Annotated in this window: 14 protein-coding genes; 3 read left to right on the forward strand and 11 right to left on the reverse strand. The window is 72.6% G+C overall.

All coding sequences use genetic code 11. From position 1 onward, the window contains the following. Positions 1-7: 7 nt before the first annotated feature. Together ACFWV2_RS12965 and ACFWV2_RS12970 are read right to left on the reverse strand one after the other, a co-directional pair. A complete protein-coding gene (locus ACFWV2_RS12965; protein WP_384405042.1) occupies positions 8-2,347 on the reverse strand; it encodes a hypothetical protein in 2,340 nt (779 codons plus the stop codon). Positions 2,348-2,361: 14 nt separating this feature from the next. Continuing rightward, positions 2,362-2,802: a hypothetical protein gene (locus tag ACFWV2_RS12970; RefSeq protein ID WP_384405043.1), complete on the reverse strand. Its 441-nt coding sequence runs from the start codon at positions 2,800-2,802 to the stop codon at positions 2,362-2,364. Positions 2,803-3,416: 614 nt separating this feature from the next. On the opposite strand from ACFWV2_RS12970, the gene ACFWV2_RS12975 reads away from it, so the two are divergent. The 3 genes from ACFWV2_RS12975 (at position 3,417) to ACFWV2_RS12985 (ending at position 8,711) form a co-directional block, all read left to right on the forward strand. Beyond that, positions 3,417-4,268 carry a serine/threonine protein kinase gene (locus ACFWV2_RS12975; protein WP_384405108.1) on the forward strand — a complete coding sequence of 284 codons (852 nt, stop codon included), beginning with the start codon at positions 3,417-3,419 and terminating at the stop codon, positions 4,266-4,268. Between the two features lie 83 nt (positions 4,269-4,351). Further along, a complete protein-coding gene (locus ACFWV2_RS12980) occupies positions 4,352-6,532 on the forward strand; it encodes a PQQ-binding-like beta-propeller repeat protein (RefSeq protein ID WP_384405044.1) in 2,181 nt (726 codons plus the stop codon). 73 nt (positions 6,533-6,605) lie between these two features. Continuing rightward, positions 6,606-8,711: a PQQ-binding-like beta-propeller repeat protein gene (locus ACFWV2_RS12985; RefSeq protein ID WP_384405045.1), complete on the forward strand. Its 2,106-nt coding sequence runs from the start codon at positions 6,606-6,608 to the stop codon at positions 8,709-8,711. A 97-nt stretch (positions 8,712-8,808) separates the two neighbouring features. Here the strand turns inward: ACFWV2_RS12985 and mycP are convergent, their stop codons facing one another. The 9 genes from mycP to ACFWV2_RS13030 form a co-directional block, all read right to left on the reverse strand. Further along, complete coding sequence (gene mycP, locus ACFWV2_RS12990) at positions 8,809-9,981, reverse strand: type VII secretion-associated serine protease mycosin (RefSeq protein ID WP_384405109.1); 1,173 nt, start codon at positions 9,979-9,981, stop codon at positions 8,809-8,811. A 77-nt stretch (positions 9,982-10,058) separates the two neighbouring features. Then, on the reverse strand, positions 10,059-11,597 hold the full coding sequence (locus ACFWV2_RS12995; RefSeq protein WP_384405046.1) for a WXG100 family type VII secretion target: 1,539 nt from the start codon (positions 11,595-11,597) through the stop codon (positions 10,059-10,061). Between the two features lie 51 nt (positions 11,598-11,648). Next, entirely contained in the window at positions 11,649-12,137 is a 489-nt protein-coding gene (locus ACFWV2_RS13000) for a hypothetical protein (protein WP_384405047.1), read from the reverse strand. A gap of 119 nt (positions 12,138-12,256) precedes the next feature. Continuing rightward, positions 12,257-14,578, reverse strand: coding sequence for a xanthine dehydrogenase family protein molybdopterin-binding subunit (locus tag ACFWV2_RS13005; protein ID WP_384405048.1), 2,322 nt, complete (start codon positions 14,576-14,578; stop codon positions 12,257-12,259). After that, a complete protein-coding gene (locus ACFWV2_RS13010; RefSeq protein ID WP_384405049.1) occupies positions 14,575-16,419 on the reverse strand; it encodes a 2Fe-2S iron-sulfur cluster-binding protein in 1,845 nt (614 codons plus the stop codon). The genes ACFWV2_RS13005 and ACFWV2_RS13010 overlap by 4 nt, the downstream gene beginning before the upstream one ends. Then, entirely contained in the window at positions 16,416-17,291 is an 876-nt protein-coding gene (locus ACFWV2_RS13015; protein WP_384405050.1) for an FAD binding domain-containing protein, read from the reverse strand. Before ACFWV2_RS13015 ends, ACFWV2_RS13010 begins: the two co-directional genes overlap by 4 nt. Before the next feature lie 226 nt (positions 17,292-17,517). Then, positions 17,518-19,152, reverse strand: coding sequence for a beta-N-acetylhexosaminidase (locus ACFWV2_RS13020; RefSeq protein ID WP_384405051.1), 1,635 nt, complete (start codon positions 19,150-19,152; stop codon positions 17,518-17,520). A gap of 4 nt (positions 19,153-19,156) precedes the next feature. Next, entirely contained in the window at positions 19,157-19,996 is an 840-nt protein-coding gene (locus tag ACFWV2_RS13025) for a carbohydrate ABC transporter permease (RefSeq protein WP_384405052.1), read from the reverse strand. Further along, on the reverse strand, positions 19,993-20,961 hold the full coding sequence (locus ACFWV2_RS13030) for a carbohydrate ABC transporter permease (protein ID WP_384405053.1): 969 nt from the start codon (positions 20,959-20,961) through the stop codon (positions 19,993-19,995). Before ACFWV2_RS13030 ends, ACFWV2_RS13025 begins: the two co-directional genes overlap by 4 nt. Between the last annotated feature and the right edge of the window lie 3 nt (positions 20,962-20,964).

The raw sequence follows: 20,964 nt of genomic DNA on the forward strand, positions 1-20,964 counted from the left end.
CGGCGGATCAGCCTGTCTCGGGAGCATTGCCGGTCTGCTTCGCGTGGTCGTTACCCGCTCCGTAGCCGTTGCTCACCGACTCGATCATGTCCTGGCGGAAGTCACTGCTCACCTGGCCGCGGTGCTCGGCCAGGAACCGCTCCATCGGCGATTCGGCACTGTACCGGCCGGCCGTGTACATGGCCGCGTTGTCCTCGTGGATCTGGTCCTCGGTCTTGTCCTTGTGGTCCTCGACCGACTTGTCCGACCAGTCGCCCACGACCTGCCCGGCCAACTGCTCCATGACGCCCGAGCCGGTGTCGACCGCGAGCGGTACGAGGACGGCGGCAGCACCGACCGCCGCGGTGGCGGGCAAGAAGGCGACACCCGCCGCGATGCCGACCGTGGCGCCGAGCTGCACCCAGCCGGCCTTGGCGGCCTGCGCCTTCTCGTACTCCTCGTGCTTCTTCATACCTTCGGCCTCGACCTGGTCGCCGCGCGACTGGTCGAGGAGACCCTGGAGAGTGGCCCCCGTGAACGCGGCGCCCCGCGCGCGTCCCTCGTCGATCTTGCCATCCGGGCCGACCTGAGCTTCAAGGACGCTGGTGGTGTAGAGGCGCTCCGCCGTGGAAACCGTGGCGTAGGCGTCCGGATGCTGGCCGAGGGTGCTCAGGAACTTGACCGCGTCCTCACGCCCGAACTGGGGGTGGGCCGAAGGATCCTTCGTCGGGCTGAAGACGCTGTCCGAAGTGTTCTTGTCCAGCGCCCAGTTGAGGTCGTCGATGTAGCCGGCGCCCATGTTGCCGAGGCTGTCCGCCAGCGTGGGCTGCCACTTCTTGAGCAGTTCGGGGTCGCCGCCGTACGTCTCTACGACGCTCTTCATGATCCCGGCCGTGGTCTCGTCGCGCTTGAGCTCCGGCGTCGGGTCGTCCCAGGCGTGGCCGAGCGTCGCCGCCTCCAAGGCATGACCCAGCGCGTCCGGCATGTACGCGGCCGACTTCTTGGCGTCGTCGGGGTCGTGCCCGTCGATGTCGGGGAAGAATTCGTACTTCTCGTTGCCGAAGAAGTCGAGATAGTTCTCGATCCTCTTGCCGTCCTTGTCGTTGCCGAGGTTCAGCTCCCCCCCGACGCTGCCGTCCTTGTTGTACGAGGTCAGCGGCTCCTTCGAGAAGAACTCCTTCGCCGCCTCCGGGCTGTGGCCCAGGGCCTCCAGCATCGAGACCATCGGGTCGAAGCCGGAGCCGTTGACGCCCGACGGGTTGTACTGGTTCTGGAGCCAGCCGCCGCCCATCGGCTTGCTGTTGGCGAAGAGGTACGGGTCCTTCGCGTGGAGCTGGGTGACGTGCTCGGCGATCGGGACGAGGAACTTCTTGTCGTAGTCGCCGTAGCGCATGATGCCGCCGAGCAACTGGTACCCGAACGCCGGGTTGTTGTCGTACTTGACGAGCGGGATGCGCTCCGTGCCCAGCTTGCGCATCTCCGCCGACCACTTGTCGGTCCACGCGTCGCCGCCCTGCGTCGCCGTCGCCAGGTTCATGCCCAGGTTCCGCTGCAGGTCCTGGACGTCGGCGAGGCGCTGCTTGTCGACCTTCGAGTAGTCGTACGTGTCCGTGGACAGCTGGCCGAAGAACTCGAGGGCACCCTTCGGCCCCATGCCGTCGTAGAAGGTCCGGGAGAACTCCTTCGAGCCGCTGTTGTCCTTCAGCAGCTCGTTGAGGCGCTCCAGCTCCTCGTGGGAGATGTCCCGGCCCTTCTTCGCCAGGTCGACGGCGCGCTGCGCCTCCTCGGCGTCGAGGCTGGTGTACTTCGGGGCGCTGAAGTTGTGCTTGTCCCCGGTGATGTTGGCCTTGAGCGCGTTCGAGCAGGACACGTCGGCGTCGTCGCAGGCCTCCACGATCGCGTCGATCCGCCGCTGCAACGCCGCGATGTCCGCCTGCTCCTTGCGGACCATGTCCTGGAAGTCGGGGTCGTGCCGCATCCCCTGGTCCTTGGTGCTGGACAGCGGCTCGAGCGCCACGACCCTGCCGTCGGCGTTCACCTTGAAGCCCTTCGCGGGAGCCTCCGTGTCGACGATCTTCTTCAGGTCGTCCTTCGCCTTCTTGAAGGCGTTGTAGCCGTCCAGCAGGACCTTCTGGATGCCGTCGGCCGCCTTCGCCGCGTCGTCGAACTCCTTCGCGGTCTTGTCCACGAACGGCTTCGTGACCTCGGCGTTCACCCCGCGCCAGTAGTCGTCCTTGGCCTTCGCCGCCATCGTCGTACGCGCGTCGTCGGCGAGCTGGTCCAGCCTGCCCTTCATCGCCGACCAGTCGTCGGCCGAGGCCTTCATCTTGTCGAGCGGGGCCTGGTACACGTTGTCAAAGGTCAGCACAGCAGGTCCCCCGCCTACTTGAGGTACTCGTTGATCTTGGAGGCCGAGAAGGCCGCCTTGATGTCCGCCTCTTCCTTGGCGTGCGAGGCCGCGCTGTAGTCGAGGTGGTTGGAGATGTTGGCGCAGGCGTCGAGCAGCGTGTTCAGCTGCGAGCTCCACGTCTCCTGCACGGTCGACATCGCGGAACCGGTCAGGAAGCCGTGGCTGGACAGGCCCGACGCCGCCTCCGTGGTGTTCGTACGCGCGTGGTTCCCGTCCTTGACCAGCCGGCCGTGCAGCGCGTAGGCGGCGCTGCCGATGGCTCCGAGCTTGTCCTGGTCGACGCTGAGGTCGGCGTTCCCGCCGCCCCCGCCGCCGGGGTCGGGGGCGACCTGGTTGAGCCGCAAGCCCACCGTGTCCGTGGACCCTGACGTGGACGTGGACCGGGCCGACGCCCACTCCTGATCGAACGACATGCTCTCCCCCGCGACGGTGATCGTTCCGGCTTCGCCTCAGCAAGTTCCGTGCCCACGGAAACATGGCGATCGTAGTCCCCTGGGCACCCGTTCGAGCGTCACTCATCGGCAATCAGCACCGTCCGCGAGATCTTCACTGCGTACCCGCGGCCACTTCACCTTCGCAACCCGGACAGCCCGGACTTTCCCGGACGCCCACGCGGCGCCCCCCGCCCCACCGCCCCTCCCGGACACGGCCTCCGGCCCCCGCCTCGATAGGCTCGACCGGCCTCCGTCACCACGGGGCGCACGGACGACGGGGGGCAGGACCGGTGGAACAGTCGCGCAGGGAAGAGGACTTCGCGCGGCGGGCCGTACCCTCCCCGCAGGAATCCGCACGGCCCGTCAGCCGGCCGCCGCAGCAATCCGCACGGCCGACCGCCCGGCCGCAGCAGGAGCCCGCCCGGCCGATCACCCCGCCGGCTCGGGAACCCGTACAGAAGACCGGCCCGTCCACGCAGGAACCCGTCCAGCGGACCGGGTCGTCCGCGCAGGAACCCGTACAGAAGACCGGCCCGTCCCCACAGGAACCCGTCCGACGGACCACCCCCGCTCCTCAAGAGTCGACCCGCCGCATCGGCCCGTTCCGGCTGGTCACCCGGCTCGACCCGCCCCACGCCGCTCCGCCGTGCCGCCGGTTCGTGGCCCGCAGCGAGGACGGCGAGCACACCGTTCTGCTCAGCGCCCCACTGCCGGGCACCGACCCCGCCCGGTTCGCCGCCGAGGCCGAGGCCGCCCGGTACCTCCTCGGCCCCTGGATCGCCCCGGTGACGAGTCTGGCGGGACCCGGCGAGCCGCCCTGGTACGCGAGCCCGTACGTCCCGGCGCTCCCGCTGCCCGTGGCCCTCGCCGTCCACGGCGGCCCGCTGCCCGAGGCGACGGTCCGGGCCGTCGGCGCCACCCTCGCCGAGGCGCTGGCCGCCGCGCACGGCCAGGGCCTCACGCACGCCGGGGTGTCCCCGGCCGCCGTCCTGCTCACCGCCGACGGCCCCCGGCTGACCTGTTACGGCGCGGTACGGGCCGCCTCGGCCGACGGCGCACCGCGCACCGGTCTGCCGGGCCTCGACCCGGGGGCGCTCGCTCCCGAGCAGGCCTCCGGGGGCCGCCCGCGCCCGCCGGGTGACGTCTTCGCGCTCGGCGCCGTCCTCGCCTACGCCGCCACCGGGCACACCGTCCCCGAGCGGGACGAGATCCCGCCCGCCCTGCGCGCGCCGATCGCCTCGTGTCTGGCCCGCGACCCCGCCGACCGGCCCACGGCCGCCGCACTGACGGCGTCGCTCGCGCCGCCGACCGCGCACGAGACGGTGCTGAACTCGGCCGGTTCCCTCCTGGCTCCCGGCTGGCTGCCGGGCCGGGTGGTCGCCGCGCTCGCCCGCCAGTCGTCCGAACTCCTCGCCGCCGAACTCCCGGCGCCGGCAGGGTCCTGAAGCACCTCCTCACCCGCTGACCCGCCGCGCCCCGCCCCGCACGCCCCTCCCTCCCCCTCCCCGGATCTGACGGACCTGACCTCATGCTGTCGCCCCTGACCCACGACGACCCCATCGCCGTCGCCTCGTACCGTCTCCTCGCCCGCCTCGGCTCCGGCGGCATGGGCACGGTCTACCTGGCGCGCACCCCCGGCGGCCGTACCGTCGCCCTGAAGACCGTGCACGCGCGGCTCGCGACCGACCCGGCCTTCCGCGCCCGGTTCCGTCTGGAGACGGACGCGGCGCGGATCATCGGCGCCCGGCACGGCGCGGCCGTCGTCGACGCCGACCCGCTGGCCGCGACCCCGTGGCTGGCCACCGAGTACGTCCTCGGTCCGCCGCTCGACGACGCCGTCGCCCTCGGCGGCCCGCTCCCCGAGCCCACCGTCCGCGCCCTCGGCGCCGCGCTCGCGGGGGCCCTGGCGCAGTTGCACTCCTCGGACGTGGTGCACCGCGACCTGAAGCCGTCGAACGTCCTCGTCACCGCGTACGGCCCGAAGATCATCGACTTCGGCATCGCCCGCGCGGCCGGGGACGAGCGTCTGACCCGTACGGGGGCGGCGGCCGGCACGCCCGCGTTCATGTCGCCCGAGCAGGCGAGCGGACAGGAACACCCGCCCGCAGGCGACGTGTTCGCGCTCGCGGGCGTCCTCGTCTTCGCCGCCACGGGCCACGGGCCCTTCGGTACGGGCTCCGCCGCCGACCTCCTCTACCGCGTCCGGTACGCCGACCCCGACCTCACCGGCGTACCGGAAGCCCTGCTGCCGCTCCTGACCGCCTGTCTCGCCAAGGACCCGGCGGCGCGCCCCACCACCGGCGCCCTGACCGACCACCTCCACGACGGCCACGGCGAGTTCGCGGACCACCTCCCGCCCCTGCTCCTCACCGACATCGCCCGCCGCGCGACGGACGTCTGGCTGCACGCCCCACACCGCCTCCCGGCGCCGGCGGGCGCGGCCGTGGCCGAGACCGTCCCGAGCACGCCGCTGTCCCGCCGCCGCCTGTTCTCGGCGGGCGGCGCGGCGCTGCTCGGGGTGGCGGGGGTGGGCGGCGGGGCCTGGGCGTGGCTGGGTACACGGGAGGCCGACGAGGCGTCCCCCGGAGCCCCGGCCGCCACCGGCCCCACCGCGATCCCCGCCACGACGGCTTCGGACGGGGCGCCGGCGCCGCTGTGGCGGAAGGAGTCACTGGACCGCGAGGAGAGCACGACGCAGTTGCTCGCCGGGGACGTCGTGGGCTTCGCGGAGACCGTCTCCTTCCGGGCGCTCGCCCTGGAGGACGGCGCCGTGCTGTGGGCCGACACGATGGTGATGGAACCCCAGCAGGTCACCACGGACGGCACGCACTTCTTCATGTCCGACGGTCCCAACGACGGGCCGGGGGTCCTGCGCATCCGGAGGCTCGCGCCCCGCACCGGCGAGGAGGCCGCCCGGACGATCGAGCTCAAGGGTTTCGACGGTTCGCAGTTCGGCACGAAACTCCTCACCGCGGCCGGCGGACGGCTCTTCGCCACCTCCCGGATCGGCAGGCAGTCGGACACCCTGGAGGAGCGGGAGTCCGGCTGGCATCTCATCGCCGTCGATCTGCGCACCGGCAAGGAGGTATGGCGTCACCCGTACGAGTGGGACGGCGTCCGCCCCTGGCTCTCCCAGGTCGTCGGCGGCCGGCTGGTCCTCGGCAAGAACAGCGGCGACCTGGAGAACTTCGTCGTCCAGGCGCGGGACGTGCGCACCGGCCGGCAACTGTGGCGGCGGTCCATCCCCTTGGAGGAATCCCAGTCCTTCAAGCCCGGCCAGCTGGCGGCCGACGACCGACACCTGTACGTCGGCGGTGACCGCCTGCGGGCACTGCGCCTCACCGACGGCAGGACCGCCTGGGAGTACGGCGGCGGCTCCTTCTACGGGTTGCCGGCCGTCGCCGACGGTCTCGTCCACGTGAACGAGGCCGGCCGCGGGCTCGTGGTCGTCGGCGCCGACAGGGGTGACAAACGCTGGGAGGAGGCGCCCTCGGGCCGCAGCCTGACCCCGGAGCCCTTCACGGTGCCGGTGGTCGGGACGAAGTACGTGTACGCACCCGTCCGGGGTGGACTGAGCGCGATCGACCGGACGACCCGCAGCTCGGCCTGGGTGTTCGCGACGGATGCCAGCCGGTACGTCGTCGACGGAGCACGGACCCGGATCGTCGGGGCCGGGGCGTCGTCCGTCGTCGCCCTCCCCTTCGCCTGATCCCCGCCCCGGCCTTCCCCCTTCACCTGATCCCCGCCCCGGCCTTCCCCTCTTCCCACGGACCTGGAATCCCATGACCACACAGCCCCTCGGCACCGGCGACCCGCTCCGGCTCGGCCCGTACCGCCTGCTCGGCGTCCTCGGCGAGGGCGGCATGGGCAAGGTGTACGTCGGCCGGGACGGCGACGGCAAGCCCGCCGCCGTCAAGGTCCTCCGGCCCGAACTCGCCCACGACCAGCACCTCGCCCGGCGTTTCGTCCGCGAGGCCGACATGGCACGGGCCGTCACCAGCAAGGGCGTGGCCAGGGTCCTCGGGGCGCAGACCGAGGGCGGACGGCCCTGGATCGCCGCCGAGTTCCTCGCCGGTCCGACGCTCGACGAGGCCGTCCGTGCGTACGGGCCGATGGACGTGCCGACGGTCCGTGCCCTCGCCGCCCAGCTCGCCGGCACCCTGCACGACATCCACGCGGTCGGTCTCGTCCACCGCGACCTCAAGCCCGCGAACATCGTGCTCACCTCCACCGGCCCGCGGATCATCGACTTCGGCATCGCGCGCCCCGAGCACGGCCTCACCCTCACGACCACCGGCCAGATCCCGGTCACCCCCGGATACGGGGCCCCTGAGCAGGTCCTCGGTCAGCGCGTCGGACCGGCGTCGGACGTCTTCTCGCTCGGCGCGGTCCTCGCGTACGCGGCGAGCGGACGGCGCACCTTCGACGGCGCGCACGTGCCGGCGGTCCAGTACGAGGTCGTGCACGGCACACCGGACCTGAGCCTCGTGCCACCGGAGCTCCAGGAGCTGCTCGGCCCGTGCCTGGCGAAGGACCCGGCGTACCGCCCCGCGCCCCCGCAGGTCGCGACGGCGTTCGCCCCGCCGAAGGGCGCCGACCGGGCCTGGCGCAAGGGGCCGCTCGCCGAGGACATCAAGCGGCGTGAGACGGCCACGAAGCGCCTGACGGCACCCGCGGACACCGCCGTACCGCCGTCCTCGCCTTCCCGGCGCCGCTTCCTCACGGGGGCGGCGGTGGGCGTGGCCGTGGTCGGCGCGGGCGGCGGGGCCGGGACCTGGTGGCTGGGCCGGGACGGGGCGCCGTCTCCGACCGCCGGCGTTCCCTCCGCAGTGGTGGCCCCGGAGGCCCCGTTCGCCTCGGTCATCGACAGCACGCCGAACGAGGCCCCGAAGACGCTGTGGGGCCCTCTCGACGTCGCCGCTCCCGAAGCGAAGACGCTGCTTCCCGTGCGGGACGTGGTGCTGGTGCAGGCGAAGACGGGCGGGCTGCTCGCGCTCTCCGTCACGGACGGCGGGGAACGGTGGCGGGCCGCGGGCATCGACGCCGACGCCGGATTCGTCTCCGTCGCCGACCGCCTCGTCGTCGGCGTCGACAACGACGGTGTCGTGAACGCGTTCGTCGCCTCCACCGGCCGACCCGTCTGGCAGACCGGGTCCGACGTCGGCGACCTCCTCGCGGCGGACGACACCCACGTCTACCTGGTGACGAAGGACGACGAGCTGCAGGCCGTCGACGCCTGGACGCTCAAGACGGCCTGGACCCGCCCGATGACGTCCCCGCGTGCCGCGGACGGCCCCGCGAGGGCGGCCGTCGGCGGGAAGCGGCTCGTGATCCACGGCAGGGACGGCCACGTCGCCGTCCTCGACACCGCCACCGGCGAGACCGCCTGGCAGATCAAAGGCCAGGGCACGCACGGCCAGATCCCCTCGATCAGCGGCGACGCCGTGTACCTCGGCGGCCCCGTCCTGATGGCCCGACGCCTCGGCGGGGGCGACTTCCTCTGGAAGGAGGAGACCTACCACCTCACCGAACGGAAGGTGGGTTGGGGCAGTCCGACCGCCGTCGGCGATTCCGTCTTCGTCGTCGACGGCTACACGGCCCGCCACTACCGCACTCTGCCCGACGTCCGAACCGCGAGCACCGAGTGGACGCAGATCATGGAGAGCCCCGGCAGCACCCTCACCGCGCCCGTCGTGGAGGGGGCGACGGTCTGGCTCCCGGAGGCCGACGACAGCTCGGTCACCGTGGTGAGGAAGAACATCGGCGGCGCCGCCCTGTTCACCGTCACGATGCAGCGCGAGGGCCCGTACCGGATGGCAAGCGCCGCCCATCGCGTCTTCATCGCCCGCGGTGGGAGGGTCGCGGCCATGCCGGTCTACGGCACGTGAGCCGCTACGGGTGCCTGCGCCCGCCCCTCCACGGTGGTCCGCGCGGGAGGCCGTGTGTGGAGGACGGAGCCGCCGAGGAGGCCTGCGGCTCCAGGACTCAGCCGCGCCTCGAACGGAGTACGGGTACGGCGACGGCCGCCCCGATCAGCACGGCCGCGCCGATGCCGAGGCCGATCCAGAGACCGGTGTTGCCGCCGTCCTCGCTCGACGCCTCGGGGGCGGGAGCCGGGGCGGGGGCGGAGGGCGCGGAAGTCGCCGGACCCGCCGACGCCGGGGCGGAAGGAGTCGCCGTGATGGTCTCCTCGAGGTCCTGAATGGGCCTGACACCGGCCGGACCGGGGTCGCCGGGCGTCTGCAGCGCACGAAGGGGGCGGATGACCCCGTAGCCGATGAAGTCGCTGCGCTTCTCGCCGCCGGAGGGCTTGGCGACGGTGTTGAGCATGACCTTGAGGACCTGGTTGTTGGTCCAGTCGGGATGCTTCGACCAGATGAGCGCGGCGGCGGCGGAGGCGAGGGCGGTGGCGTTACTGGTACCGGAGGACGTGCAGACGCGGTTGTCGGCACAGGCGGCGAGGGTGTCCTTGCCGGGCGCGACGAAGTCGACCTGGGGGCCGTGCTGGGAGATAGGGATGTGCGTTGCCTTCTTGTCGACGGCGCCGACGCCGACAGCACCCGGGGTCGCCCCCGGATACTGCCGGGAGTTCCTCTTGTCGCCGCTGTTGCCGACGCCGGCGAAGACCAGGGCCCCCTTGTCCAGGGCGTACTTCACTGCATCCGTGAGCTGCGGCGAGTCCTCCGGGGAGGCCTGGGAGATATTGACGACCTTGGCCCCGGAGTCGACGGCGAAGCGGATGGCCTCGGGCATGACCCTGTTGAACTCTCGGTTGGCCTCGGTCTGGCTCTGCTTTCCGCCATCCGATCCCGGCACACGCACAGAGAGGATCTTGGCTCCCGGAGCCAGTCCGAAAGCACCGTCACCGCCGTTCGCCTCACCTGTACCCGCGATGAGGCCCGCCATGGTCGTGCCGTGACCTGTGTAGTCGGTGAACTCGTCACCGGCTTCGTCCGGTGCGAAATCCCTGCCCTTGAGGACCTGGCCCCGAAGGTCCGGGCTCTGTCGGTCCACTCCGCTGTCGATGACGGCGACGGTGACGCCCTTGCCCGTGCTGAGCTGCCAGATCTTCTCGGCGCCGAAGGCGTCCAGGTGCCACTGCCGGTCCCGGATGCTCTCCGCGTGGGCGGGTACGGAAGCGATGCCCACCAGCAGCATCCCCAAGGCGGCCGAGGCGGTGACTCGGACACGGCTACGACGCGTACTGCTGGTAGACATCTGCTTCCTCGCGCTGATCAGTCGATGACGGGCGGCGCCGTGCGACGGCTGCCCTGCTGCCAGGTTTCCTCGTCCTCGACAAGGTAGTCGGGACGCTTTCCGTTCTGTTCTTCGCGCTCGCCGCCGGCCTGCGTGGAACCTCCGCGCACGAGGCCGGAGCCCCCGGGCGTGAAGGGGCGGGCGCCGCCGCCTACGGCACCTGCGGTCCCGGGGCGCTGCGCCTTGCCGCCGACGACTCCACCGGTCTCACCGGCGAGGCGGCGTCCGCCGCTGACGCCGTTCTGCCCTGCGCCCATGCCGCCGCCCATCGGACTGCCCATGCCGCCGCCCATGGGACCGCGGCCCATGGCCGTTCCGTTGCGGCTGCCGGTCTCGGTGCCGATGACGGTGCTGCGCGGGATGCCGGTGCCGGGCCTGCCCGTGGTGCTGGGCACCGCACGGCCGCCACTGACGCCCTCGCGGGTGCCGCCGAGCGGGCCGGGGCCGCCCACGAGGCCACGCGCACCGCCGGTGACCGGGCCGCGCGCGTTGCCGGTGCCGCCCGTGACGGGCGCGGTGCGGCCCAGGGCCCCCGGGCCGCCCTTCCCCGGCAGCGGAGGCATGCCGGTGGTCACGAACGGGGGCGTGGCCCCGTCCGGCTTGGTGACCGGCGGCGGGCCGCCGGGCGTCTGCGTCGTGGGACCGGTCGTGGTCGACGGGAGGGTGTCGACGCTGTCGATGCCGAGGTCCACGGGGACGTCGGGCCGGACCTCGGGCCGGATGACGTGCGTCGGCCCGGTCGGATCGTCCGTGGGCCGGACGACGTTCGTGTCGGGCGTGGTCCGGTTGTCCGGCTGCGAGCGCGTGGTGTGCGTCCCCGTGCTCGCATCGGTGCTCGTGGAGTACTTCTCGCCCTGCGACGTGTAGCCGGTGGACTGGGAACCGGTGCCGATTTCCCGTGCGTCCGCCGGCACGAAGTCACCCGGCGGCGGCGGGAACGTCGGCGGTTCGAGGTTCTTCATGTTCAAGCTCGACCACTGGTACGAGCTGGAGAGCTTCTCCATCTCGGCCGCCGCGGCCTGCTGGTTCGCCTTCTCCTTGGCCTCGATGGCCTTGAGGTCCTCGCTGGCCGTCAGCGACTTCTGCGCGTCGCGCGCGATGGTCGCCGAATCGGGGTCGTTGCGGTACTTCTGAGCGGCTTCCAGGCTCGCCTTGGCCGCCTCGTGAGAGGTGTACCGGGGAATGGCGCTCTTCGCGGAGGCGATGGCCTGGGAGGCGTTGTCCATCCACGTGGCGGCGTCGGTGCTGTACTTGCCGAGCGAGCGCGTCGAGCTGACGACGCTCTCGGCCCACTCCGTGAACGCCTTCTCCGCCTCGCCCTTCCAGTCCACCCGACCGGTCCGGTTCTTCAACTGGGCCGCGATGCGCTCCAGTTCCACAGCCGCCGCCTTCAAGCGGTCGGCGGCGTTCCGCACCGGGTACGTCTCGGCTTCGTCCAGCCAGTCCAGCATCTGCTGGTGGGTCATGGAGCGGAAGTTCGTTCCGCCGCCGCCTCCGCCGCCCTCTGCAAGCCCCATCTGTCCCTCTTCCCCGTGTCCCCGTGTCCCCGATGCGCCGTCCGCACCGCCCTACTGGAAGGAGTTTTCGCTCTCCGGGTCCTGACCGGTCCTGCTGCCCTGGCTCGCCGGAGCGCCCCGACCCGCTTCCCTGTCGGCCTTCTCCTTGGCGCTCCACGTCCGATCGTGGATGTTGATCATCTTCCGCTTGACGTCCTCGTCCATCTGGTCGAAGCCGTCCTTGGACGCGACGACAGCGATGCCGAGGCCCTCCAGGCTGTCCCGCAGGAGGCCGGAGAGGTCCGTCAGCTGCTGGAGAACGGTGTTGTACGCGTCGTACACACCGTGCGCCTCGGCCCAGGCCGCGCCGCCGCCACCGAACTGGTTACGCGTCACCGGATCGGCCTTCATCTTGCTCTTGTCGGCCTCGGACGCGGTGAGCATCTCGATCAGACCGTCGATGCTCGACTTGAACTCCGTCATCGACTCGGAGTTGTAGCGCACGGCATCCGCGCTCATGCCCTGCATTCCGTACGCGCCCCCGCCCACGTAGGCTTCCATGCCCGCGTCCTCCCCCGTGTCCAACCACGCCATGTACCGCACAAGTCCGGAAGCTCACTGTAGTTGGGAACGACGACAGTGCGCATCTCTCAGTTGCACAAGCAACGCACATCACATGGTTACGAATTGGGTACGGCGACGGCCGCCTGGGGGCGGATCGGGAGGCGGTTGACCGGGCGGCCCGTCGCCGCACGCACCGCTGAGGCCACCGCGGCGGGTGAGGTCACGACGGGGATCGCGCTCGCGGCCTTGGCGCCGAAGGGGGCCACCACGTCGCGTTCCTCGACCAGTTTCACGATGCGAATGTCCGGGGCATCCAGGGATGTCGGGAGTGCGTAGCCCGTGAAGTCGGGGTGCCGCACCAGGCCGCGGGCGGTGCGGAGGTTCTCCGTGAGGGCCGCGCCGACGCCCTGGGTGACGCCCGCCTCGATGCGGGTGGCGAGCTGGGCCGGGTTGAGGACGCGGCCGACGTCCTGGGCGACGGCCATCTCCACGACGCGTACGGCGCCGAGTTCGATGTCCACGTCGACCACCGCGCGGATCGCGCAGAACGCGAGGCCCACGAACGCGTCGCCCTGGCCCGAGTCGTCGAGCGGCTCCGTGGGGTGGGGGCGGCACTGGGCGGTGGCCCAGAGTTCCTTGCCGTCCATCGCCTCCGTGACCGTCGTCGAGAGGACCCCGTCGTACGAGGTGATCTTGCCGTCGGTGATCTGGAGGAGCTCCGTCGACATGCCGAACTGGTGGGCCAACGGCTGCAGAAGCTGCGTACGGACCATTTTCGCGGCCCGCTCCACAGCTCCGCCGGACACCCATGTGTGGCGGCCGTGGGCGGCCGGGCCGGCCGGGGGCTGGTCGGTGTCGACGGGGGCGACGTGCACCTCGTCGATGCCGAGCGTGTCCTGCACGATCTGGCGGGCGAGCGTCGAGAAGCCCGAACCGGTGTCCACCGCCGAGCAGATGACCGTCGCCACCCCGTCCTGGACCCGTACCGTCGCCGTCGAGACCTCGTCGGTGCCCTCCGCGCCCAGCATGTGCACCATGCCGAGCGCGTACCCCACGCCCCGCCGCACCGCGCCGGGTTCGCCCGCGCCCTCCGGGCCGCCGGGCAGCAGCCAGTCGCCCTCCGGGGTGTCCTTCGGAAGCGGGGGGAGGGGGAAGTCCCGTACGGCGGCGAGGAGTTCGGCCACCGGCGCCGGGCAGGTCACCGTCTGGCCGGTGGGCAGGATGTCACCCGTCGCCATGACGTTCCGCATGCGCAGCTCGGCCGGGTCCACGCCGAGTTTCGCCGCGAGCCTGTCCATCTGTGCCTCGTACGCCGCGCACACCTGCATCGCGCCCTCGCCCCGCACATGGCCGGACGGGGGGTTGTTCGTACGGACGGCCCAGCCTTCGACGAAGGCGTGCGGGACGACGTACGGGCCGCAGGCGAAGGCCACGGCCGCCGCCAGGGACTCGGACGACGAGTCGGCGTACGCGCCCGCGTCCAGCAGGATCTGCGCCTCCACCTTCACCAGGCGTCCCTCCGCGTCCGCGTGGTGCCGGTAGCGCAGCAGGGTGGGGTGGCGGTGGGCGTGGCCGAGGAAGGACTCCTCGCGCGTGGCGGTGAGCTTGACCGGGCAGCCGGTACGCAGCGCGAGCAGGCCCAGCGGGATCTGGAAGCCCGGGTCCTCACGGTCGCCGGTGGCGCCGGGGACACCGGTGACGACCAGCTTGACCTGCTCGGGCGGCAGTCCGAAACAGGCGGCGGCCAGGTCCCGGTCGGTGTGCGGATCGGTGGAGGCGGTGTAGAGCTCGACGCCGCCGTCCGGGCGCGGTACGGCGAGTCCCGCCTCCGCGCCGATCGGTGCCGGGTCCTGGCGCCCGATCCGGTACAGGCCCTCGACCACGACGTCGCCCGTCGCGTCCGGGTCGCCGAAGCGCAGCGGGATGTGCCGGATCAGGTTGCCGTCGGGGTGCAGCGCCTCCGCCGCGAACGCCTTCTCCGGGTCGGTCACCGGGTCGAGCACCTCGTACTCGACGCTGATCGCCGCCGCGGCGAGCCGGGCCGTGTCCGGGTGGTCGGCGGCGACCGCCGCGAGGGCCTCGCCGTGGTGCCGGACCAGGTCCGACGCGAAGACGGGCCGGTCCGCGACCCTGCGGCCGTACGTCGCCGCGCCCGGCACGTCGGCGGCCGTCACCACGGCCCGCACGCCCGGCATGGCGGCCGCGGCGCTGGTGTCCACGGACACGATGCGGGCGTGGGGGTGCGGGGAGCGCAGGATCGCGGCCCACAGCAGCCCCTCGGCCCACAGGTCCGCGGCGTACGGGAAGGTGCCCTCGGTCTTCGCCCGCGCCTCGGCCTGCGGGAGCGAGGTGCCGAGGCCGTGCGCGGCCGGTTCCTGGCCCAGCGGCCCGGAGTGGTCCGGAGCCGTGGGAACGGCGGTGGTCGCGTCGCTGCTCACGCCATGCCTCCGTCGTGCGGGTGCGGGATCTGGTGCGGGACACGGGGCTCGTCGGCGCTCTCGGCCGCGGTGGCCGCCGCGGTCGCCTCGCGCTCGTCGACGACGTCCCGTACGGCTTCGAGCACGCCCCGGTAGCCGGAACAGCGGCACAGGTTGCCGGCCAGCGCCTGGCGGGTCTCGAGCTCCGTGGGGGCGTGGTTGCCCTCCAGCAGGTCGTGCACGGTCATGCACATGCCGGGGATGCAGAAGCCGCACTGGACGGTGCCGCACTTGGACATGGCCCGCTGCACGTCCGAGGGCTCCCCGTCGACCGCGAGGCCCTCGACCGTCCGCACCTCGCTGCCGGCGGCGGTCGCCGCGGGGACGAGGCAGGAGGCGACGAGGCGGCCGTCGACCTGCACGTTGCACGCGCCGCACTCGCCCTGCGAGCAGCCGTCCTTGGCCCCTGCGAGACCGAGACGTTCCCGCAGGACGTACAGCAGCGACTCCCCGATCCAGGACCCGGTCACGGGCCGGTCGGCGCCGTTGACCCGGAGGGTGTACGAGGTGTGGGGGTGCTCGTCGCTGTCCGTGGACGCGTGGACGCTCGCGCTGAGCGTGACGTCGGGGGTGGCGGGGACGGAGGAGGCGGAGACCTGGGCCGGGATGGCGACCGGGGCGGGGTCGGATCCCGGGGTGGGCGGGGACTCCTGGGCGGGGTCGGATCCCGGGACCGGGGTGGTCGCCGGGGTGGAATCGTGTTCCGCCTCGGGGGCCGACACCGGGGCGGTCGCCCTCGCGTCGGGCGCGCCCGTCTCGTCGTCGGTCGGTTCCGTCGGGACCTCCGCGGGGGCGTCCGCCGCCGCCTCGGTCTCCGTCGCGGCGGGCTCCGCCGCCGGGCTCGCGCCCCGCTCCGCGGCGTCGGCGTCGGCCGGTGGGCCTTCGGCCTGCGTGACCGGCTCCTCCGGCAGCGCCCACGGTGCGGGCGCGCCGCCCGGCAGGGTCGCCGGTGCCTCGGCGTACGGCCTGACGGCCGACGCGGCGAACTCCCCCGGGACGGCCTCGGCCGCACCAGACCCGCCCGCCGTGTCCGGTGCGCCCGGTGCGTCCGGGATCGCCCACTGGCCCGTGCCACCGGGACCGGCCGACGGCGCGGTCTCCGTGAAACGCCACTCGGCCGTCCCGTGCGGGTCCTGCTCGGCGTACGCGAAGTGCTCGACGTACCCGGCCCGCTCACCCTGGCCGGGGTGCTCGACATGCCCGGCGCGCTCTTCCTGGCCGGGGTGCTGGCCGTGCCCGGCCCGCTCACCCTGACCGGCGTGCCCAGCCTGACCGAAGTGCCCGGGTCGTCCGGCCTGCTCGGCCCGCCCACCCTGACCGAAGTGCCCGGCCTGCCCGGCCTGTCCGGTCTGTACGGCCTGTCCGAAGTACGGCGTCTGCCCGAGCTCCTGGGGCTGCTCGACGTACTCGGTCCGCTCGAACTCCTGGGGCTGCTCGACGTACCCGGCCCGCCCGAACTCCTGGGGCTGCTCGTACTCGGTCCGCCCGTACGGCTCGGGCCGCTCCGCGTACTCGTTCCCGTCGAAGTACTGCGTCGTCTGCTCCGCCTGAGCCGGCGGGTGCACCGTCCACGTGCCCGTCGCCGCCGGGTCCGCCGTCGGCATCGGGGTGAGGGGCTGGAGGGGGGTGATCATCGGCGGTACGTAACCGTGGCCGGGGGCCTCCAGGGGGACGCCGTCCAGCATGAAGTCCGGCGGCAGCTGGACGAACGCGGTCGCGTCCCCGTCGTACCCCTCGCTCTGCGGGATCGGCTCCCAGCCGCCGGGGCTCCCGCCCTGGTTCTCGTGGTCGTCGCTGCTCATGACAGTGCCCTCCCCAGTGCCCGTCGGGCGAGTGCGGCGACGGTGCGCCGCAGGTGCAGTACGGCAGGGGGCAACACGTCGTCGCCCTGCGGGTCCGGGATGCAGGCGGCGGCGACGTACTCGCCGAACGCCGCGAGTGCCTCCGGCGCCAGGCCCCGGTCGTTGTCCCAGTCCACGAGCGAGGCGATCCAGCGCTCCGCCTCCAGCGGGCGCAGCGGCATCGGGGCGACGGCGCCGACCGCGCAGCGCACTCCGCGCCGGGCCGGGTCGAGGACGACGGCGACGGAGGCGGTGGCGCGGGCGGGGCCGGTGCGGCCGGTGGCCTTGAGGAAGACCTGGGGGGCGTGGAGCAGGGGGACGCGGACGAAGGCGACGAGTTCGCCGGGGGCGAGCAGGTCGCGGCCCGCGAGCAGGTGGGAGACGGGGATCTCGCGGCTGCCGAGCGGCCCGAGGACGACGAGGTCGGCTTCGAGGGCGGCGAGGACGGGCAGCGAGTCGCCGGTGGGCGCGGCGGTGACGACGTTGCCCCCGAGGGTGCCCGCGTTGCGGATCTGGGGCGGTCCGGCGGCGCGGGAGGCGGCGGCGAGGGCCGGGATGAGGGCGGCGAAGTCGGGGCGGCCCATCCGGGCGTGGGTGAGGCCGGCGCCGAGGAGGGCGTGTCCGTCCTGGTACTGCCAGCCGCGGATCTCGTTGATGCGGTTGAGGCCGACGAGCCCGGCGGGTCGGAGCTGGCCCTTGTTGACGGCGGCCATGAGGTCGGTTCCACCGGCGACGGGGACGGCGGCCGGCATGGCCGTGAGCGCCGCCACGGCCTCGTCGAGCGAGGCGGGCAGCGTCACGGACTGCGCCGTCTGTGGTGCGTGCGTGGTCAACCCGCTGCCCCTTCCCGGTGTCCCGGTGGTCCCCGACTGTGCCCGGCGGTCGCGCCTGCGTGTGGGCGTACCGTACGTGCTCACACGCCGGACGTGGCAACTCTGGCACATCTTCCGAGCGGTCCGGCGCGAGGGTCCGCGAAGGACTGTTCCGTCCGGGACGCCCCGAGGAGCGACGGTAACTTCCGTTTCGCCGCTCTTGGGTGACAGGGGGACGTCGGGTCTCTCACACGTTCGGGGGCGTGCCCTCCAGGGGGCGGCCGAGGACTCCGGGGCGCCGCTGCCGGGGGTGGGGTCCGGTGGGCGGGCGGTAGTCGACGCCGAGGGCGTCGAGGCGCCGGTAGTGGGTGTTCATCCGGCGCTCGAAGGCCGGGTAGTCGCGGGCCTCCGGTGCGGGCAGCGCGGACCAGGCGACCTCCGCGAAGGCGGCGAGGCGCGGGAAGACCTGGTAGTCGATCCGGGCGCGGTCCTGCATGACCTCGGTCCAGACGTTGGCCTGGGTGCCCAGGATGTGGGCGGCGGCCTCGGGTGCGAGCCCCGGCGGGACGGGCTCGAAGCGGTAGACGTCCTCCAGGGTGCGGACGTATCCGATGGGCATCGGCTCGTCCTCGCCGGGCGCCTGACGATGGTCCAGGTACACCTGCTGTTCGGGGCACATGACGACGTCGTGTCCGGCCTCGGCGGCGGCGATCCCGCCTCCGTACCCGCGCCAGGAGGAGACGGCCGCGCCCTCGGCGAGACCGCCCTCCAGGATCTCGTCCCAGCCGATGAGGCGGCGGCCCCGGGCGGTGAGCCAGCGGTCGAAGTGGCGGATGAACCAGGACTGGAGCCCGTCCTCGCCGGAGAGCCCCAGTTCCCGGATGCGGGCCTGGGCGGCCGGGGACGCCTTCCACTGGTCCCTGGGGCACTCGTCGCCGCCGACGTGGACGAAGGTGGAGGGGAAGAGGTCGAGGACCTCTTCGAAGACGCCCTCGTAGAAGCGCAGGACGGCCTCGGTGGGGGCGAGGACGTTCGGGTTGACGCCCCAGGTGTCCCAGACGGTGAGGGCGGTGGTGTCGACGACGTCGGTGTTGCCGAGTTCGGGGTACGCGGCGATGGCGGCCTGCGAGTGGCCGGGGAGGTCGATCTCGGGGACGACGGTGATGTGCCGTTCGGCGGCGTACGCGACGATCTCGCGGATGTCGTCCTGGGTGTAGAACCCGCCGTGCGGGGTGTCGTCCCAGAGGGGCGAGGCCCGGTGGCCCCACTTGCTGCGGGCCCGCCAGGAGCCGGTCCCGGTGAGCCGGGGATGGCGCTTGATCTCGATGCGCCAGCCCTGGTCGTCGGTGAGGTGGAGGTGGAGGACGTTCAGCTTGTGGGCGGCGAGGAGGTCCACGTACCGCAGGACGTCGTCCTTGGGCAGGAAGTGCCGGGAGACGTCGAGGAGGAGGCCGCGCCAGGCGAAGCGGGGGGTGTCCTCGACGGTCTGCGTCGTGAGCGCCGCGGTGGGCGCGGTGCCGGGGGGCGCCTTGCGGTACGCCTCCGGGCCGAGGAGCTGACGGAGGGTCTGGGCGCCCCAGAAGACGCCCGCCGGTCCGCCGCCGACGATCTCGACGACCCGGTCCGCCACCACGTGGAGCCTGTACGCCTCCGGGGCGAGGGTGCCGTCGGTGCGCAGCCGGACGCTGTTGGCGGCGTTCTCGTCGGCCGTCTCCCGCAGGGGGAGCGCGAAGGCTGCGCCGAGGGTGGTGCGCAGCCAGCGTTCGGTGGTGCCGGTGCCGGGGGCGGCGTACAGGGTCGTGCGCGCGTCCAGGAGGAAGCCGCAGCGGTACGGCCCTTCGACCCGCGCGGGCGCCGGGATCAGGTCCATGGGGTGGGTCATCGCGTCAGTCCTTCACCGCCCCGCCCAGTCCGGAGACCAGACGGCGCTGTACGAGTACGAAGAAGACGAGCACCGGGACGGTCATCACGGTCGACCCGGCCATGATTCCTCCCCAGTCGTTCTCGTCGGGCTTGAAGAAGACGAGGAGCGCCATGGGGAGGGTCGACTGCGAGGTGTCGCTGATGAGGAACGACTTCGCGAAGAGGAAGTCGTTCCAGGTCGAGATGAACGAGAAGACGCTCGTCGCGACCAGGCCGGGGAGGACCAGGGGGAAGAGGATCTGCCACAGGAACCGGGTGCGGCTCGCGCCGTCGATCCGGGCCTGTTCCTCCAGGGCCTCGGGGACCGCCCTGACGAAGCCGCGCAGCATCCAGATCGCGAACGGCAGCGAGAAGGCGAGGTGCGGCAGGATCAGCGAGCCGAGGGTGTTGAGCTGGCCGGCGTCCCGCATGAGGAAGAAGAGCGGGATGGTGAGGGCCTCGACCGGCACCATCTGGGCGATCAGGAACATGATGAGCAGCGTGGTGCGGAACCTGAAGCGGAAGCGGGTCACGGCCGTCGCCGCCAGGAAGGCGATGAGGGCGGAGGCGAGGACGACGGTCCCCGCGACGATCAGCGAGTTGAGGAAGTACCGGCCGAACTCCTGCTGGGCGAAGACGCGCCGGAAGGAGTCGAGGGACGGGGCCAGGGTCCACGGCCGCGGGTTCGTGGACTGGATCTCGCCCGCCGGTCTGAAGGCGGAGAGGACCATCCAGTACAGCGGGAAGGCGACGGCGGCGGCGACGAGGAGGGTGAGGGCCTCGGCGGCGAGGCGCCCGGGGCGCCTGACGCGGAACGTGGTCACAGCTCTTCTCCCTGTCGTCGCAGCAGGCGCAGGTGGACCAGCGTCACGGTCAGCAGGATCAGCAGCATGACGACGCCGATGGCCGCGCCGAGGCTGTACTCGGACGAGGCGAAGGCCTTCTGGTAGGCGTACACGTTGAGGACGAGGTTCTGGCCGGCGATTCCGCCGCCGTTCGTCATCACGTAGATCTGGGTGAAGACCTTGAAGTCCCAGATGACCGACTGGATCGTGACGACGGCCAGGATCGGCCGGAGCGTCGGCGCGGTGACGGAGCGCCAGATCCGCCATTGGGAGGCGCCGTCGAGGGCGGCGGCCTCCAGGATCTCGGACGGGACGGCCCGGATGCCCGCGTAGACGGTGACCATCACGAACGGGAAGGAGCACCAGACGACTTCGAGGAGGACGAGGGCGAAGGCGCTGTACCGCCCGTACGTCCAGGAGAAGTCACCGAGCCCGAGCAGCTTGTTGACGGGGCCGAAGTCGGGGTCGAAGAGGAAGACCCAGACGGTGGAGCCGGTGACCGCGGGGGTGGCCCAGGCGCCGAGCGCGGCCAGCATCAGGGCGAGGCGGGGCAGGGCACGCACGCGCGTGAGGAGGACGGCGAGGGCGCAGCCGACGGTGAGCGTGGTGGCGACGCAGGCGGCGGCGAAGAGGACGGTGGCGAGGAGGACCTGCCGGAACTGGGCGTCGGCGAAGAGGGCCGTGTAGTTGCCGAAGCCTTTGAAGGAGGTGGGTTCGCCGCCGCTGACCTGCGCCTGGGTGTACTCCAGGAAGGAGATCAGGCCGAGCTGGTAGACGGGGTAGACCAGCAGTCCGCCGATGACGACGAGGGCGGGCAGCAGGTACAGCCAGGGGGTCCAGGGGCGGTGCCCCCGGATGCCGGTGCGCCGCGCGGCCGGGGCGGTGCGGGTGGGCCGCGTGCCCGGGTCGGTCCCGGTGGGCTTCTCGGTGAGCTGGGTGGTCATGGG

Origin of the sequence: Streptomyces sp. NPDC058671 (assembly GCF_042716475.1) — a bacterium.
Classification (GTDB): Bacteria; Actinomycetota; Actinomycetes; order Streptomycetales; family Streptomycetaceae; genus Streptomyces.